Below are 15,701 nucleotides of genomic sequence, written 5' to 3' on the forward strand. Positions count from 1 at the left end.
ACTTGGACTTAACACTACAAATTATAGGATATTTCGCCTCTCTTCTAGTATTCGCGACCTTTTATGTTAAACGCATTATGACATTACGCATGATTGCAGTTGGCAGTAATGTGGCCTTTATCTGGTATGCCGTAGGGGCTGATTTAGTCCCCATTATTATTCTGCATGGTTTATTATTGCCATTAAATATTTACCGGATTTACGAATTAAAGAAGAATATTAACGCGATATCAGATCCGCATAAGCTGGATGTAAAAATTCTTGAAGGATATGCTGAAAAAAGAGTAGTCAAAAAAAATGAGGTAATTTTTGAATTAGGTGTCATTAGCCATTCAATTTACTTTATCAAAGAAGGGGCAGTCAAAGAATTCTCCCCCGATGCCCATTGGCATACTCGAGAATTTAAAGTGGGAGATGTATTTGGGTTACTAAGTTATTTTTCCAAAAGTGGTAAAACATTTTACCGTGCCCAAGCCACTGAAGACAGCGTTCTTTATGTAGTAAGCCATGATAGATTAAACGAATTATGTCTGCAATCTCCTAATTTTGGTTTTTTACTTATGGGTTGGCTTGCCTCCCGCTTAGAAAATCATCTGCTTTATGAAAAGCAAGCTCGATCAAACCAAACAATTTAAAGTTCTCGTGCAAGGCAAATGCATAATGAAGCATCAGTTAAATTTATATTTAAAAAATAAACGAAGTATGGATGAGGTTTAAAACTCCAAGGGGTGAATAATTAAAACTTACATTGTTTCACGCTCGAGGATTTCCTGTCCTTAATGGGTAGTACTAGTTTCACAAATCATGTACACATTAGGGTCAGGTCTTTCCTATTTCATCTAGGGATAAAGGAAAGACCTGACCCCATTTATGTGAAAGAAAATTAATACATCGGGAAATAATTATCAAGAATTAATTCCTGAATTATGGATAAAGGCAAATAGCAAGATCTGACCCTAGACTTGCTAGACTCTTGATTCGCCCTGATTTATCCACCCTTATTGCGCAATTGTTCTCTTTTTTTCCTACTATACTTTTTATAACGGCTCATCAAATCCTGTGCTAATCATGTATTCTAAAGAACTCAACCCAGATACGTTATATTCATGTGATCATTACTGGGGGAATGACGTTTCATTTCCTAAAGGAACTCAAGTGGGCAAAGACAGTTGGTTTGAAACCAAAATAGATCATGTCATTGGCTTAAGTGGTAATGATACCGGGGAGGGTCCGGGATTGGTTATCGAAGATATCGAGCATTCTGATGTGGATATGTTATGGACTTCAGGCCTCAATGGATGTATGGGATTAGCCATCCTCGGCATCAATCCAGTAACAAAAAAAACAGACGTTTTTTTTACTCATGCCAGACACTATGAGAAGAACGATGCCACTACAGATAAGGATAATCCCATGTCTTTGGCACGTCAATTCGTACAGTCGCATGAAGGCATTCGTGTTTTTTGGGGTACCGACTTCACGAAATATGGGAGTCAAACAGATGCCAAACGTCAAGAGGCCCAAAAAAAGCTCAGCAATACTTTAGGGTGCTGGGTCCGGAGCGATGATTGCTTTAATACTGCCGAAATGACCTTTTTCCCTAAACATAGTCTCCTTATACCCAAGTTACCTCCATCTGCATACAAGGATTACAAGGAAGACAACAATCGAGAGCGGAAAAAAGAATTTTCTGATAGTAAACAATTAGGGGAGTATAAACCTGACCCAAGCATAGAAGGTGAGATCCGCTTACATATTGCAGCCTTACGTAAAGACCGGACATCTTCTGCCCGCTTATATCATCAGGATAAAAAAAGAGATTTGAAAATCCAAGCGCTAACCGAAATATTGGAAGCTTATCATGTAGGCAATTATGATGTATTAAGGCAATACCAGAGAGCAGCGGAAGAAAATAAATCTCCTTATATGGATCCTGATGGGAAAAAGATATGGGATTCCACCCAAGGCAAAACAGTAGAACTAGCGCAAAAAGCAGCGCAGGATGCGTTTAATAAGATTAGAGATATGGGAAAAGATGGGTGTGGATTACAAGAAAATGGGGAACCCATCCCAACTTATCGTCAATACCACCCTAAGACGAACTCTGAATTATCATCTTCATTTCTGTGATAACTATGCTAATGGAGCCGTTTTATTTAAGATTATACATTAATCATAATAAAATCAATGAGTTAATTGGTGGAGGCGGCGGGAATCGAACCCTCTTCCCTATCATTTACCCCCGATCATCAAAAACAATGAAAGACCACGAAAGCTCATATAAATCAAGGCGAAACATAGGTAAGAAACCATTGATGACGTTGTCTTTGATCATCCTTCATTGTCAGTGAATAAACCCGCAATAAACCCTTGAATCAATTTGCATCATTGGCTCTATCAGGCGAATCGTAAAATGCTAGAAACGCCATTTATCAAATTGAATTTGATTTAACTTTTACGACTTGTTTAATTAAACTCATTATATATTCCAAGTCGTTATCGTTATCAACTTGGATTTGATAATCACCATTACCATAATGTCCTACATTTGAAACGTTACGAGTAAGACCTTTACTGTCATCGATAGTGCCCCATGCAGCGTTAAGAAATATTTTCAATGATTTCCTCTGAATTTCTATATCAACAATATTTTTATTCAATTTAAAGGCTATATATAGCTTCGTGGGCTTGAGTTCTATTTCATCACTCAAATTCAAAATCGCGTCTCTAAATTTCTCATATAACTCCGCAATTTCTTCGCTTGCTTTTGCTGTATGATTATCTTCTGTGTAAACAATAATTTCATCGGTTACACGTTTTAACTCCTTATTCTTTAATGTAAGCGGCTTAATACTTTCGGCGCTTTGCGACTTTTTAATTTGATTAATTAGAACAATATCATTGTCGTACCGCTTAACTTCCCACAATTCAATAGCAAGATCTTTAAAGTTTGTTGCTTGTATTTGATTGTCAGTAAAAAATGGTGAAACAAATGCTACACGGGTTTGACTCCAATCAACATCATCTCGTTTTAAATTTCTTTTCAATTGTTCATTATACTCAACAATAAAATCAGCTTTGTTTTCAAGCATCAAACTTAAGTATGTAAAACCCTGATCAATGACACTTATGTTTTTGTCACGCTTATACTCTATAATAATAAAAGCATTAGTTTGTTCATCATATGCCAACGTATCAATACGTTTGTTCTTAATAGAAAATTCGCTACGCACTAGAGTCAACTGCATAAGTTTAGTTAAATTCTGCTCAAATAAAAGTTGAATTTCACTCTCGAGCTTAAATTTATTTTCATGAATTTCCGTTAACAAATTCATATTACTTATGTAAATTGGCATCAATAGTCCCATGAAAAATTATAAATTTAAAATAAATATCAAAAATTGGAAACAAACTACCTAACTATTTAATCCCTCATTTTACTTAAAAATTGTAAAATCTTTTCGCTTTCTAAATATTGCTCTGAATCAAGCTCAAAGTGATATGAAATAAATCGAGGAACTTTCGTATTTCCGCGTTTTTCCATACGATTATAAAAATAACATGCATCGAGCTCGGTTTTTGGACTAGGGACAACTTTAATAAAGGGTAATAACTCAAAAGGTGTATTTGTATCTTTTGAGTAAATATGTAATTTACCATCCTGCATAGGCTTTACCGACATTATTTCTATTCGTCCAAAAGGTGTTTTGGAACCTGTAATGTTCCTAGCTTGGTAAAGAAAATAATTTGAGTCATATCTACTGTTTTCAGGAATGATTAATTTGTAATTATCCCAAATTCCAGTCATTGCCTCTCTAAGTTCAATTAATTTAGTTTTAAGTTTATTATGTATTTCAGCAGCCTGTTTCTCATTTACAATTCCAACATGACCTGAATAAGTGTTTCTTAGATTGATAGTCTCTTTTAAAATAGAAATGATTTTTTTTCCAAAGAGCTCATTCAACAAATTAGTATCTTCAATGCAATATGAGCTTTTAATGAGGGCAACAGTTTCTTTATCATTTAGCAACTTTCTTGATTGCTTAACCAATCTTTCAAGAATGGTAAGCCAAGTACCAAATGTAGCGATCTCTAAGTTAAAGTTTTTGTCACGTAATTCTTGTTTTAAAGGCTCGTTAATTACACTCCATAATTCAGGATTATTTTCATAAATACTTAAGTGAAACACTGTCATGAATTCACAAAATGCCTCAAAAAAATGCAACATCCGCTCATAACAGGTTTTATCATTGCTAGTTGCATCTGAATAATATAGCCATAGTATTGAGGCTAAAGGGAATGGTAGTTCATCAACCCATATATTCTTTTTTGTATCTTCATTTAGCAACTCAAGCTCTTTGCTGTATTTAGAAATTTGATTTGGATTTTGCCAAATTTTTTCTTCTAACTCTTTGAGCTGAAGCTTGAGTGATTTTATGTTATTACAAGTATTTCCTATTTGAGATTGAATAAGCTTGTTAGGTAGATAAAGATTGGAATTTTGTAAAAAATGAATTTTTATTGTTTGTACAGCTATACCTCTATAAAAACTATCTTTTATCATTTTCCCAAGTTGATTCTTGTTAAAATAATCAACGAGAAAATCAGGAGAAGTTTTACTCTCATCTATTTCAATTCTAATGACTTTTTGGTTTTTTAAAGCGTTTAACGTATCAATATCCTTAAAAATATCTCTATTTGCCATATAGAAATATATACAGTTCTCATTATGATATTTTTCAATATCGTCTGAATTTATGTTTCTAATATCTTTAATGATATCTTTAAACAAAATTTTCTCTAAACCTGCTCTTGAGGCATAAAAGGATATTCGATGCTCGTTTTCTAATTGAGAAAACGTTTTAAAATCAGCATGTGAGTGCCATACCCCACATTGTATGTTTCTACACTTCTCACCTTCTAAAAAATTTTTAGCTATTTTTATTTGTTCAGAATCTTCCTCAGTATATCGTGCCAAAAATAACGTATCTTTGTATTTTTTTGACATCACTATAATATGCGCTGAAATTGATGTCCAAGGTCTAAAAATGCCGGAAGGTAGATCAACAATAGCTTCTAAATGGATATCAAACTTCTTGAGTTGATTAAACAATGTACTATTGACGTTTCTAAAAAAACTTGAGCAAACTACGAATGCTATTTTTCCATCATCCTTCAGTTTATCAATACAAACGGCTGTTAAGATATCTTCGTAGTTTTTTTTGAGAGACTGATACTCATAATCAACCATTCTGCCGAAAGGTAAAACCCCTAAAATACAGTCATATTGCTTTTTAGCTTTTTCTAAAATATAAAAGGCATCTCCTGAGACAACTCTCCCATGATTACCTATTAGCTCTTGAAGAAAATTAACCGGTGTAGTAGCTATTGAGATTATATCCAAAGTTTTAATATTATTATTTTCAATTAAATATTTTGGAAGAACTCCAAAATCTGCCCATGGTATGAGAATGTCTTTATCATCCAAATCACCCAATAACATGCTCATTAATTTGGCCAGTTGAATATCTATAAAAGGACAAGTTGCATCATTTAAATGGCTGTATAAACTTTTTAAATTCTGCAAATCTTCAATTGAGACCAAAGAATATTTGCACAAAAAATCATAAAGGTAATTTGCTCTAATATTTTCTCCTGAACTCCTTGCCTCCTTTAACTTAATCCATAACTCATCATAAACATTCATTTAATCACCAATTTAAAAATAAACTTCATAATCTTTGGCTCCACTCATCACTCAAAGCAGCGGCTTGATCCATAACCAAATTAATTGCATCAGCCTGCTTATCTGGTGGATATTTATATCTCCGTAATATGATGCGAATTAAGTTGCGCATTTTGGCTCTGACACTCTCTCTCTTTTGCCAATCTACACTTATGCTATTACGTAGTTTTAGTGTTAATTCTTGTGCTATTTTCTTTAAAGTCTCATCGCCAAGTTCTCGGATAGCACTTTCATTTTCAGCCAGTGCATCATAAAAGGCGAGTTCATCATCATTTAACCCAAGATCTTGACCATGCTGTGTTGCTTTAGCCATGTCTTTAGCCATTTGAATCAACTCTTCAATGACCTGAGCGGTTTGTATTGCCCGGTTATGATATTTTTTCATTGATTCTTGTAGCCGTTCACTGAATTTCTTTTCCAAAATCACGTTGCATCGTGTCTTTGCTTTGATATTATCGTTGATGAGTTTTTCTAATAACTCAACTGCCAAGTTTTTATAGGGCATATGCGCCACGTCTTCAAGAAACTCTTCCGACAAAATACCAATATTCGGTTTATCCAATCCTGCTAATTCGAAAATATCCTCCACACCTTCGGAGATAATTGCATTATCAATGATTTGTTTGATAGCAGCCTGTTTATCAACCCCTTTTCGATTGGAGCGTGAAGCTTTCTGGATTACTGACTTGATTGCTTGAAAAAATGCAACTTCTTCGCGACATGCTTTAGCTGCGTCTGTTGTAGCGCATAGGCTAAATGCTTTTGATAAGGCTAGTACTTCATCTAAATAACGATTTTTGCCATCGTCCAAACCAAGAATATGGTTAGCTGCAGGAACCAAAAGTTGGTGAGCATTGGTTTGATAAATTGAGTAATCAAAACCATGGTACATATTGCGTACTATATCCATACGCTTTAAAAACTCAGCTAGTGCTTCGGCTACATCGACAGTAGTTCGTCCTTTGCCTCCTGAGTTAGCATAATCTTTGAGTGCGGACTTCAACTCACTGGCAATTCCAATATAATCAACGATTACACCGCCTTTTTTATCCTTGAACACTCGATTGATCCGAGTAATAGCCTGCATGAGATTGTGTGCTTTCATGGGTTTGTCTATGTACATGGTATGAGCGCAGGGGGCATCGAAACCTGTGAGCCACATATCACGAACTATAACCAATTGCAGCTCATCGTCTGGATCCTTAAATCTTTTTTCAATATCTTCCTTTACTTTTTTAGAATACAAATGTGGCTGCATGATGGCATCATCACTTTTTGTACCTGTCATGATAATTTTTATTTTGCCTTTAAGGGGATCTTCACTGTGCCAATCTGGACGTTCAGAAATAATGGCATCATACATACGAACAGCAATATGTCGGCTCATGGCAACAATCATGCCTTTACCCCGAATGGCTGCGGTTCGTTCTTCAAAATGGCAAACAAGATCATGTGCTACTTGGTTTATGCGCTGTTCAGCTCCGACCAGTTTTTCTAATGCAGTCCATTTGCTTTTGAATTGTTCGCGATTGGCAAGCTCTTCATCTTCTACCAAACAACTAACATCCTCATCAATTTCTTTGAGGATTTCATAATCCAAATCAAGTTTTGCCAAGCGGCTTTCATAATAAATGGGAACCGTTGCGCCATCCTTGACGGCATCTTCAATATCATAAATGGAAATGTAATCACCAAACACAGCTCGCGTATCTCGATCTGTTCCTTCAATAGGTGTTCCGGTAAATCCAAGAAAGGTTGCATTGGGAACAGCATCCCTTAAATGTTGAGCATAGCCATATTTAAAACTGCCATCGTCATCAAGCATTGCATCAAAACCATATTGGCTACGATGTGCTTCATCAGCAATAACCACAATGTTTTCTCGATCTGAAAGCAAAGGAAAACGCTCTTCATCCTTTTTCAAGGAGAATTTTTGAATAGTAGTGAATATGATGCCTCCTGCAGGCTTATTGCTCAGATACTCACGCAATGCATCAATACTATCCATTTGAACTGGCTGTTGGCCAAGTAGTTGTGTTGATTTGCAAAAGGTACTGTATAGCTGACCATCCAGATCATTGCGATCAGTTACCACCAGCACGGTTGGGTTCTTCATTTCCGGTTGCTTGGTCAATTTGCTGGCGAAACACACCATGGAAATTGATTTACCAGAACCCTGAGTATGCCAGACCACACCACCTTTACGGTGTTTGTTCTTGGCGGCTTCAATCACCGAATTCACAGCTTCTCTAACTGCATGAAACTGATGGTACCCAGCAATTTTTTTAATAATCGACTTGCCATTATCTTCAAATAAAATGAAATACTGCAAATAGTCCAACAGCAAAGCCTTATCAAAGAAACCACGAATTAAAATTTCCAACTCATAGGACAACAAAGGTCTATCTGCTTCATCCTTGACAGTTCTCCAATACATGTAACGTTCTTCTGATGCGGTTAACGAACCAATTCGGGCATTAATTCCATCACTGATGATGCAAGCCTCATTGAAAATGAATAAATCTTCAATTTCGTGTTTGTAAGTTTGCAAGTCATTATAAGCCTTGAAAATATCAGCTGATTCATCCGCGGGATTTTTTAATTCAATAACAAAGATAGGGATACCATTGATGAACACGACAATGTCTGGCCGGCGGTTCATCTTACTGCCTTTCAAAGTAAACTGGTTTACAATCAGGAAATCATTGTTATCTGGATTATGAAAATCAATCAGTTTAATCCGTTCGCCTTGCCAACCATCTTCTGTTTTCACTTCCAATCCGATACCTTGGGTCAACATGTGATGAAAGAACAAGTTATTTTGAATGAGACTGGTTTTTTGTGGATTCTTAATTTTCGCTATAGCTTCTGCAATAGCTGAGGTAGGTGCATCAGGGTTCAACCTAGTCAGGGCTAGATTTAATCGGCTTTCAATCAGGGCCGATTGATAGTCCATTCTTAATGGGTTTATTCCATCATGGGCGATATCTGGGCCATATAAATAATCATAACCCAAATCTTGAAACCATTGGATAGCCAGTTGTTCAACTTGATCTTCGTTAATCATTCTCTGGCCCCATGTTTAAGCAATTGACATCAATTTCACCAGAGATAAGTTTGGGCAACAAGACATCTCGAATTTGTGACAATGTAAAACTCTCATTGATTCCAATTCTAATCAGGCGATCTGAAGATTCAATCAGTTTTGAAAAAGCATTTTGTATTTCAATACTGGGGATGAGAATTCTCATTCCTTTGAGATGCGTAGGGCCAAAGTGCTTCAAAACACTGCCTCCGCCAAAAGCATCAACTTGCTGTTGGAATGTGTCAGAAATGAGGAAATGCTTTAAAAATCTCTGTGTACACTGGCGTTCCAAGGCTCTAAAGCGAATAATTCCCGTGTAAGCAATAGCTCCAGCGGCCAGAGAATCTACTTCAGCAACCCTCCCTAGAGATGCACTTGTGCTAAGAAGAATATCGCCCTCTTTTAGACAAAAATGACCCCATTTGCTATCCACTTTTGATGGATCTAAATAATTGCACCCATTCAGCAAACTAACACCATTTTTTAAACCAGAAAGTCTAATGAGTGGAACGCCAGTTTCATGAAAATCTATCGCCATTATGCCGGGACCTTCTTGAAAGTCAGATACATCGGAAAGAGGTAAAAGACTCCATCCGCTAGGAATCATCCCAAACTCCGATTCCTCAAAGCTACCCGGAAAAAGTACAGCAGTTTCATCATCTATGCCGAACGGTTTTTTGCCATCAATCTTTGCTTTCACGGGGTCAAAATCCACAAACCATGATTTAAAAATGGCTTGCGCTATAGATTCCAAGGTTTGATTGATTTTTTTATTGAGTTCGATTTTGTTGTCTAGAGCTGAAAGAATTTTTTCTATTTTGTTTTGAATTGATACATGAGGGAAAGTTAACTGAATTTTTCTAAGTTCTGATTGTTTTATCCCTAAAACGGTTGTTCCACTAGCTCTGCAATTCAGAGCACTCTGAAACTCATTGGACATCATAAGATATTTTAGGAATGTATTATTTAAAAGATCTTTTTTTCCCCTCAAAGTAATAACTCTTTGAGCTAAAGCAATTTTTCTTGAATCGAGTTGAGCAACTTCTCCTAAAGGTGCTTCAACGGTCAGAATAACATCGCCCTCCTTTGGTATACCTCTCCGCATCCAACTTTCATAATCATTTTCAGCAATAAACTCAGTGGGTGGTAGAATTTTCCCATTTTTGATAACTTTAGCCGTAATCAAAGGAATTCCTGATTCTGTTTTTTTAGGGGTTTTACCTCTATAATCAATCAATTGCTCCAAGCACTCTTCAAGAGCGAGTGTAGTTAAACTATAGGTCATAACCAAGCCCCGCTAAATTTTTCCTAATCTCTACCTCAAGCCTAGCAGACTCGACAAACTGCTCACCAAGTAATCTAGTTAATTCCTGCATCTTCTCTGCAAAATTCACCCCATCATCTTCAATATCAACTGCCCCTACATATCTTCCCGGGGTCAAAATATATTCATGCTTAGCAATTTCTTCTATAGAAGCCTCATAATATTTTCCAGAAACATTTTCATAACCATTATTTTTACGCCATTGATGAAATACATTTGCCAGCCTATGGATGTCATTATCTGAAAATGCTTTTTGCTTGCGGTCAAGCATGTATCCAACTTGTCTCGCGTCAATAAATAAGGTTTTACCTTTTTGAGCTTTGTTCTTGTTTAATATCCAAATGCAAGCAGGAATTTGAGTATTACTGAATAATTGAGATGGCAAAGCCACAATTGCTTCGACCAAATCCGCTTTAATGATTGCTTCGCGTACTTCCTTTTCACCGGCAGTATTAGTGCTCAATGAACCATTGGAAAGCACTAAACCCACCACACCATTAGGGCTGGTGTGATGCAACATATGTTGCATCCAAGCAAAGTTTGCATTACCCTCACAAGGCTTACCATATTTCCAACGGCTATCTCCATCCAATGAACCATCCCACCATTCCTTCATGTTAAAAGGTGGATTAGCCAAAACAAAATCTGCTCTTAAATCTGGATGCTGGTCTTTGGTAAAGGTATCAGCGGGTTCTTTACCGAAGTTAAAATCAATGCCGCGAATAGCCATATTCATAGCAGCAAGTCGCCATGTGGTGGGGTTAGATTCCTGCCCATAAACAGAGATATCACCTATTTTTCCACTGTGTTCTTCAATGAATTTTTCGGAAGAAATAAAAAAGCCACCCGATCCCATGGCTGGATCATAAACACGACCTTTGAAAGGTTCGACCATTTCAACCATTAGATTAACAATTGACTTTGGCGTGTAAAACTGGCCGCCTTTTTTTCCCTCAGCAGCTGCAAACTGGCCGAGGAAATATTCATAGACATGCCCGAGTATATCTTTGGATTTCATGCCATCGTAATGAAAAGGAATGGTGGCAATCAGATCCAGTAAGTCAGCCAGTTTAGCCTGATCAATCTGTAATTGAGAAAAATCTTTTTTAAGGATTTTCTTCAGTTTTGGATTTTCTGCTTCAATTAATGCCATCGCCTCATCAATCAGTATCCCAGCACCTTTAAATTCTCCACCCAAAGGTAATGGTGCACCCAGTGATAAACGGATATTGGCTTGCAAATAATGCCAACGAGCAGCGCGTGGAACCCAAAATACATTTTTCTCGGTGTAATAGTCTCGGTTTTCCAATTCTTCTTTGATTATGTCTTCTTCTATATCATCGCCCAGAAAATATTCATGCTCTGGATTAGTAAACGCTAGGCGCAGTTCTTCTCGCCGAGTTTCAAAACTGTCTGAGACATATTTAAGAAAGATAATCCCCAGCACCACGTGTTTGTAAACAGCAGCATCCAAGGAGGGGAGTAATTTATTGGCGGCAGTCCAGAGCTTGGCTTCAAGACTTTTTAAAAATTGATTTTCAGTCATAAGTTATTTTTTCCATAGTACAAATTATAATACCATTAGTTCACATCTAACTTCTGGTATTCACATTCCCTGCTTTTTAAATAAAGCAGTTATTTATCTTCATTGCCACTTTTAGTGGGGACCACATACTGCCCCTTGGTAAATTTATCAATTTCGTCACGACGAAAACGCCATGCGCCACCAACCTTAAATGCTGGAATTTTTCCTTCAGCAGCATATTTGTAGGCTGTTTTTTCATTGATTTTTAAATATTTCGCTAATTCTTTGATTAGCATGATGTCATCTTTCATTGATTTTATTTTTCTTGTTTTATGGAAGATAAGAGAAAATAATGGAATTTTGAGGAAATATCAATCTTGAGGATGAGATAATGGTCATGTGTACTATCATTATCATGTCTTGTTGGAGTGTGACTTAAATCAAATATTACTCAGATTAGCATGTCCGAATGTTTTGCATCACTGTCCCAATAATCTCTATTTCGAGACCATCCTCCGCTTTAATATTCGGCCAATTTTCGTTTAAAGTATGCAACTCAAACTCGGGCGAGGTGTAAGATAATTTTTTATATTGGCAAATGATTACTTCCATACTATTGCCAATTTTAACTGCTACATATTTACTTGGTTTTGGAGATACAGCAGGATCAATGACCAAGATATCATTTAATCTAAATTCAGGCATCATACTGTCATCCATGATCTCCAATGCAAATGCATCAACACTTAAGTCAGGTAAAAACGCCGAGCTTATAGAAACAGTGATAGTCTCTGACTCTTGTTGGTTTTTGTTAGTATTTGTATGTTTCTTTGCATCACATGCTTGATAGTGATCTAAAAGCGGAATTAACTGGCTAGGACTTTTTACTTGAAACTGCTTTTCATCGGACAAACACATCAAATAAGCCGGCGAAACATCTAACGCCTCTGCAAGAGATTTAATCTCTTCCGGCACCGGAGTCCGCACACCCTGCTCCCAATTGGTTAGCCGTGTTTGTTTCAACCCCCCAGCAAGCTCGCCAAGAGCCTTTAACGTCAATCCTTTAGCCTTCCGTGCTTCAAGAATACGTTTGCCAATTTCCTACAATCAATCTGTTAAATGCATCTTGGAGCCATCCAAAAAAATTATCTATTTCTGCATCTGTATTGGTTTTTACTGATTTGCCAATTGTAATCCATGCCATAATTTGTCGCTTACAATTATCAAGTTCATATGTAATGACCCCAAAATCATTTAACAATTCTTGCAAAGGAGTTTTATTTCCAATAGTCATACATAAACTCATTACCGAAAATTTATTAAGGGAGGAAATTTCAAAAATAAACCCTTTGAGAACCCGCGAACAAATCAGAAACATCAAAAAGCTTATAAATCAAGAACTTAATTGGTGGAGGCGGCGGGAATCGAACCCGCGTCCGCAAATCCTCTGCCTTCAGCTCTACATGCGTAGCCGTGTCTTTTGATTTAACTGTGCACTCTCCGACCGGCAGGATACTACACAGCGATTCCCTGAATTTCGCGCCTTAATACGGGATGGATTAAGACACTAGCTTATCTCTTATGACCGTTGATTCGATACCGATAAGCGGGCTCGGTCGAACGGGATACTGGGTTTATTGGCCAGTACACTGTGATGGTTTGTCTAAAGTGCTTATTAGGCAGCGATAGCTTCCCCACCAGCAAAGTTTTCATCGTTTGCATTTATATTTAGTTTGAGTCTGATTTACGAGAGTTCTCATTCTCGGCATGCACCTCTGGTTTTGCAACCCACGTCGAAACCAGGTCGCCCCCTTTGTACACTTTAAGTATAACATAAAATGGGGGTAGATCAGCAGCTTTCTTTGAATTCGTAGATAGAGTTCTTGATGAGAGATGTCTGGATCCCGCGGACAAGCCGCGGGAAGTAGTTTACTTGGCGGAAAATCGTTAGCTAACGGGAGGTACTCAGCATGCTTAGAACGGTCTTCGCCCAGGCTTTCCTTACCCCTGAATCCCATTATGACGCAACAACGCATCCACCGTTGCCGGGCGGCCTCTGAATTCTTTGTAGGCCTCAGCTGCTTTCTTCGAGCTGCCTGCTTCCAAAATGTAATGCAGGAAATCATGTCCGGTTTTGGGATTGAGTACCCCTTCTTCTTCAAAACGGGAAAACGCATCGCTGGATAAAACTTCCGCCCAACTGTAACTGTAGTACCCTGCAGCGTATCCGCCCCCAAATATATGGCTAAAACTCTGGGGAAAACGATTGTAGGGAACAACAGGAATCACACTGGTTTTAGAGCGTACGTCAGCGAGGATATTCTCAACAAGGAAATCCTGCTTGGGTGCATATTCTTGATGAATACGAAAATCGAATATCGAAAATTCCATCTGCCGTAACATCGCCATTGCTGATTGGAAATTTTTTGCGGCGATCAAACGTTCAAAAAGGGTCTCGGGAAGCGGCTCACCACTGTCTACATGCGCGGTCAAAACATCCAAACCACTCTTCTCCCAACACCAATTTTCAAAAAATTGGCTGGGTAACTCAACAGCATCCCACTCTACCCCATTAATGCCTGAAGCGCCCAGATAATCGACCTGGGTTAAAATGTGATGCAGGCAATGACCAAATTCGTGGAATAAAGTGACCACTTCTTCATGCGATAACATCGCCGGTTTGTTGGCGGATGCTTTGGCAAAATTACAGGTCAAAGTTGCGATGGGCAACTGTACTTTGCCATCTTCCAATCGTCTGCGGCTTTGTAATGAATCCATCCATGCGCCGCTGTGTTTGTGCGGTCTGGCAAATAAATCGGTAAACACATAACCACGAACGTTATTGTGTTCGTCGACCACACAATAGCATTGTACGTCTTTATGCCAAATATCGACGCCCTTTACTTCTTCAATGGACATCCCATAAAGTTTTTTAACAAGAGCGAACACACCTTGCATGACCTTAGGTTGAGGAAAATAGGGGCGTAAATCTTCCTGTGATAATGTAAATAAAGCTTGTCTGCGTTTTTCAGACAAATACGGTACGTCCCAAGGCTTTACGGGTTTAAGCTGGAATTTTTCCTCAGCAAAATGCTCCAACTGCTTGAACTCCGTTGTTGCTTGTGTGTGGATGCGCTGGACCAAATCATCCATAAAATCCCTGACCTGTCCGGTTGATTCCGCCATTTTTGTGGCAAGCGACAATTCTGCGTAGTTGTTAAACCCTAAAAGTTTGGCTTTTTCATGACGTAATGCCAAAATTTCCTGAATCAAAGGGGTATTGTCATAAGTTCCCGCATTAGGGCCTTGATCGGATGCCCGGGTAATAAAGGCTTGGTACATTTCTTCGCGTAACGCACGATCTTCGCCATAAGTCATCACTGCTTGATAACAAGGATATTCCAAAGTCAGTACATAGCCTTCAAGACCTTTTTCAACAGCAACTTCTTTGGCAGTATTTAAAGCGTGTTCGGGCAGCCCTGCCAAACGTGCTGAATCTTTGATGTGTAAGGTAAAGGCTTGGGTTGCATCCAAAATATTGTGTTCAAATTTATTGGTTAACTCGTCCAGGCGCGTCTGAATTGCTTCAAAGCGTTTTTTATCCTCCTTTGCCAAAGCAACCCCTGATAATTCAAAATCACGCAAGCTGTCAGCAATCAGCTTTTGTTGCACTGGATTTAATGCGTGTTGGTCAATTGATTTAATGGCTTCATACAATTCATGATTGTGACCCATTGCGGATTCATACGCGGAGAGGAGCGGCAAGCAGGCATCATAGCATTTGCGTAGCTCGGGTGAATCCATGACCCCATGCAAATGGGACATAGGCGACCAAAAACGTTCCAGTTCATCCGCCATATCATCCAGGGGGTACATTAAGTTATCCCAGGTATAATGAGGATTTTCTTTGAGTAAGCGGTCAACCTGCTCCAAATGCTTTTTTAACATGGCTTCCAGATGAGATTGAAAATGATTGACATCGATATGGCTGAATTGGGGTAATCCTACATTTACTGACATG

General features: G+C 38.0%; 11 protein-coding genes and 1 other RNA gene. 2 read left to right on the forward strand and 10 right to left on the reverse strand.

From position 1 onward, the window contains the following. Positions 1-2 precede the first annotated feature (2 nt). Positions 3-635, forward strand: a complete 633-nt coding sequence (locus LXO92_RS01470; RefSeq protein WP_182350979.1) for a Crp/Fnr family transcriptional regulator — start codon at positions 3-5, stop codon at positions 633-635. 433 nt (positions 636-1,068) lie between these two features. Then, positions 1,069-2,130, forward strand: a complete 1,062-nt coding sequence (locus LXO92_RS01475) for a hypothetical protein (RefSeq protein WP_232890261.1) — start codon at positions 1,069-1,071, stop codon at positions 2,128-2,130. A 302-nt stretch (positions 2,131-2,432) separates the two neighbouring features. On the opposite strand, the gene LXO92_RS01480 is transcribed toward LXO92_RS01475, so the two are convergent. The 10 genes from LXO92_RS01480 to LXO92_RS01525 form a co-directional block, all read right to left on the reverse strand. Further along, a complete protein-coding gene (locus LXO92_RS01480; protein ID WP_232890262.1) occupies positions 2,433-3,356 on the reverse strand; it encodes a DUF5655 domain-containing protein in 924 nt (307 codons plus the stop codon). A gap of 68 nt (positions 3,357-3,424) precedes the next feature. Continuing rightward, positions 3,425-5,707, reverse strand: coding sequence for an SAM-dependent methyltransferase (locus LXO92_RS01485; RefSeq protein ID WP_232890264.1), 2,283 nt, complete (start codon positions 5,705-5,707; stop codon positions 3,425-3,427). Positions 5,708-5,732: 25 nt separating this feature from the next. Further along, positions 5,733-8,813: a type I restriction endonuclease subunit R gene (locus tag LXO92_RS01490; protein WP_232890266.1), complete on the reverse strand. Its 3,081-nt coding sequence runs from the start codon at positions 8,811-8,813 to the stop codon at positions 5,733-5,735. Next, positions 8,806-10,077, reverse strand: coding sequence for a restriction endonuclease subunit S (locus LXO92_RS01495; RefSeq protein ID WP_232890268.1), 1,272 nt, complete (start codon positions 10,075-10,077; stop codon positions 8,806-8,808). Before LXO92_RS01495 ends, LXO92_RS01490 begins: the two co-directional genes overlap by 8 nt. Before the next feature lie 28 nt (positions 10,078-10,105). Then, positions 10,106-11,701 (reverse strand): type I restriction-modification system subunit M, encoded by a 1,596-nt coding sequence (locus tag LXO92_RS01500; protein WP_232890269.1) that lies wholly within the window; start codon positions 11,699-11,701, stop codon positions 10,106-10,108. Between the two features lie 89 nt (positions 11,702-11,790). Then, positions 11,791-11,991 carry a helix-turn-helix domain-containing protein gene (locus LXO92_RS01505; RefSeq protein ID WP_232890271.1) on the reverse strand — a complete coding sequence of 67 codons (201 nt, stop codon included), beginning with the start codon at positions 11,989-11,991 and terminating at the stop codon, positions 11,791-11,793. Positions 11,992-12,136: 145 nt separating this feature from the next. Beyond that, the gene (locus tag LXO92_RS01510; protein WP_340162995.1) at positions 12,137-12,739 is read right to left on the reverse strand and encodes a helix-turn-helix domain-containing protein; all 603 of its coding nucleotides are present in this window, start codon (positions 12,737-12,739) and stop codon (positions 12,137-12,139) included. A gap of 19 nt (positions 12,740-12,758) precedes the next feature. Further along, positions 12,759-12,974: a hypothetical protein gene (locus tag LXO92_RS01515; RefSeq protein WP_232890273.1), complete on the reverse strand. Its 216-nt coding sequence runs from the start codon at positions 12,972-12,974 to the stop codon at positions 12,759-12,761. Positions 12,975-13,086: 112 nt separating this feature from the next. After that, positions 13,087-13,492: a transfer-messenger RNA gene (ssrA, locus tag LXO92_RS01520) on the reverse strand. Between the two features lie 189 nt (positions 13,493-13,681). Continuing rightward, positions 13,682-15,700: a M3 family metallopeptidase gene (locus LXO92_RS01525; RefSeq protein WP_232890274.1), complete on the reverse strand. Its 2,019-nt coding sequence runs from the start codon at positions 15,698-15,700 to the stop codon at positions 13,682-13,684. Between the last annotated feature and the right edge of the window lies 1 nt (position 15,701).

This window comes from Legionella resiliens (assembly GCF_021344005.1).
Lineage (GTDB): Bacteria > Pseudomonadota > Gammaproteobacteria > Legionellales > Legionellaceae > Legionella > Legionella resiliens.

What these genes read in the sequence shown, in the direction of transcription:
- LXO92_RS01475 (WP_232890261.1), top strand. Translation starts at nt 1,069, where the DNA reads ATGTATTCTAAAGAACTCAACCCAGATACGTTATATTCATGTGATCAT.
- LXO92_RS01480 (WP_232890262.1), bottom strand. Translation starts at nt 3,356, where the DNA reads ATGCCAATTTACATAAGTAATATGAATTTGTTAACGGAAATTCATGAA.
- LXO92_RS01485 (WP_232890264.1), bottom strand. Translation starts at nt 5,707, where the DNA reads ATGAATGTTTATGATGAGTTATGGATTAAGTTAAAGGAGGCAAGGAGT.
- LXO92_RS01490 (WP_232890266.1), bottom strand. Translation starts at nt 8,813, where the DNA reads ATGATTAACGAAGATCAAGTTGAACAACTGGCTATCCAATGGTTTCAA.
- LXO92_RS01500 (WP_232890269.1), bottom strand. Translation starts at nt 11,701, where the DNA reads ATGACTGAAAATCAATTTTTAAAAAGTCTTGAAGCCAAGCTCTGGACT.
- LXO92_RS01505 (WP_232890271.1), bottom strand. Translation starts at nt 11,991, where the DNA reads ATGAAAGATGACATCATGCTAATCAAAGAATTAGCGAAATATTTAAAA.
- LXO92_RS01515 (WP_232890273.1), bottom strand. Translation starts at nt 12,974, where the DNA reads ATGACTATTGGAAATAAAACTCCTTTGCAAGAATTGTTAAATGATTTT.
- LXO92_RS01525 (WP_232890274.1), bottom strand. Translation starts at nt 15,700, where the DNA reads ATGTCAGTAAATGTAGGATTACCCCAATTCAGCCATATCGATGTCAAT.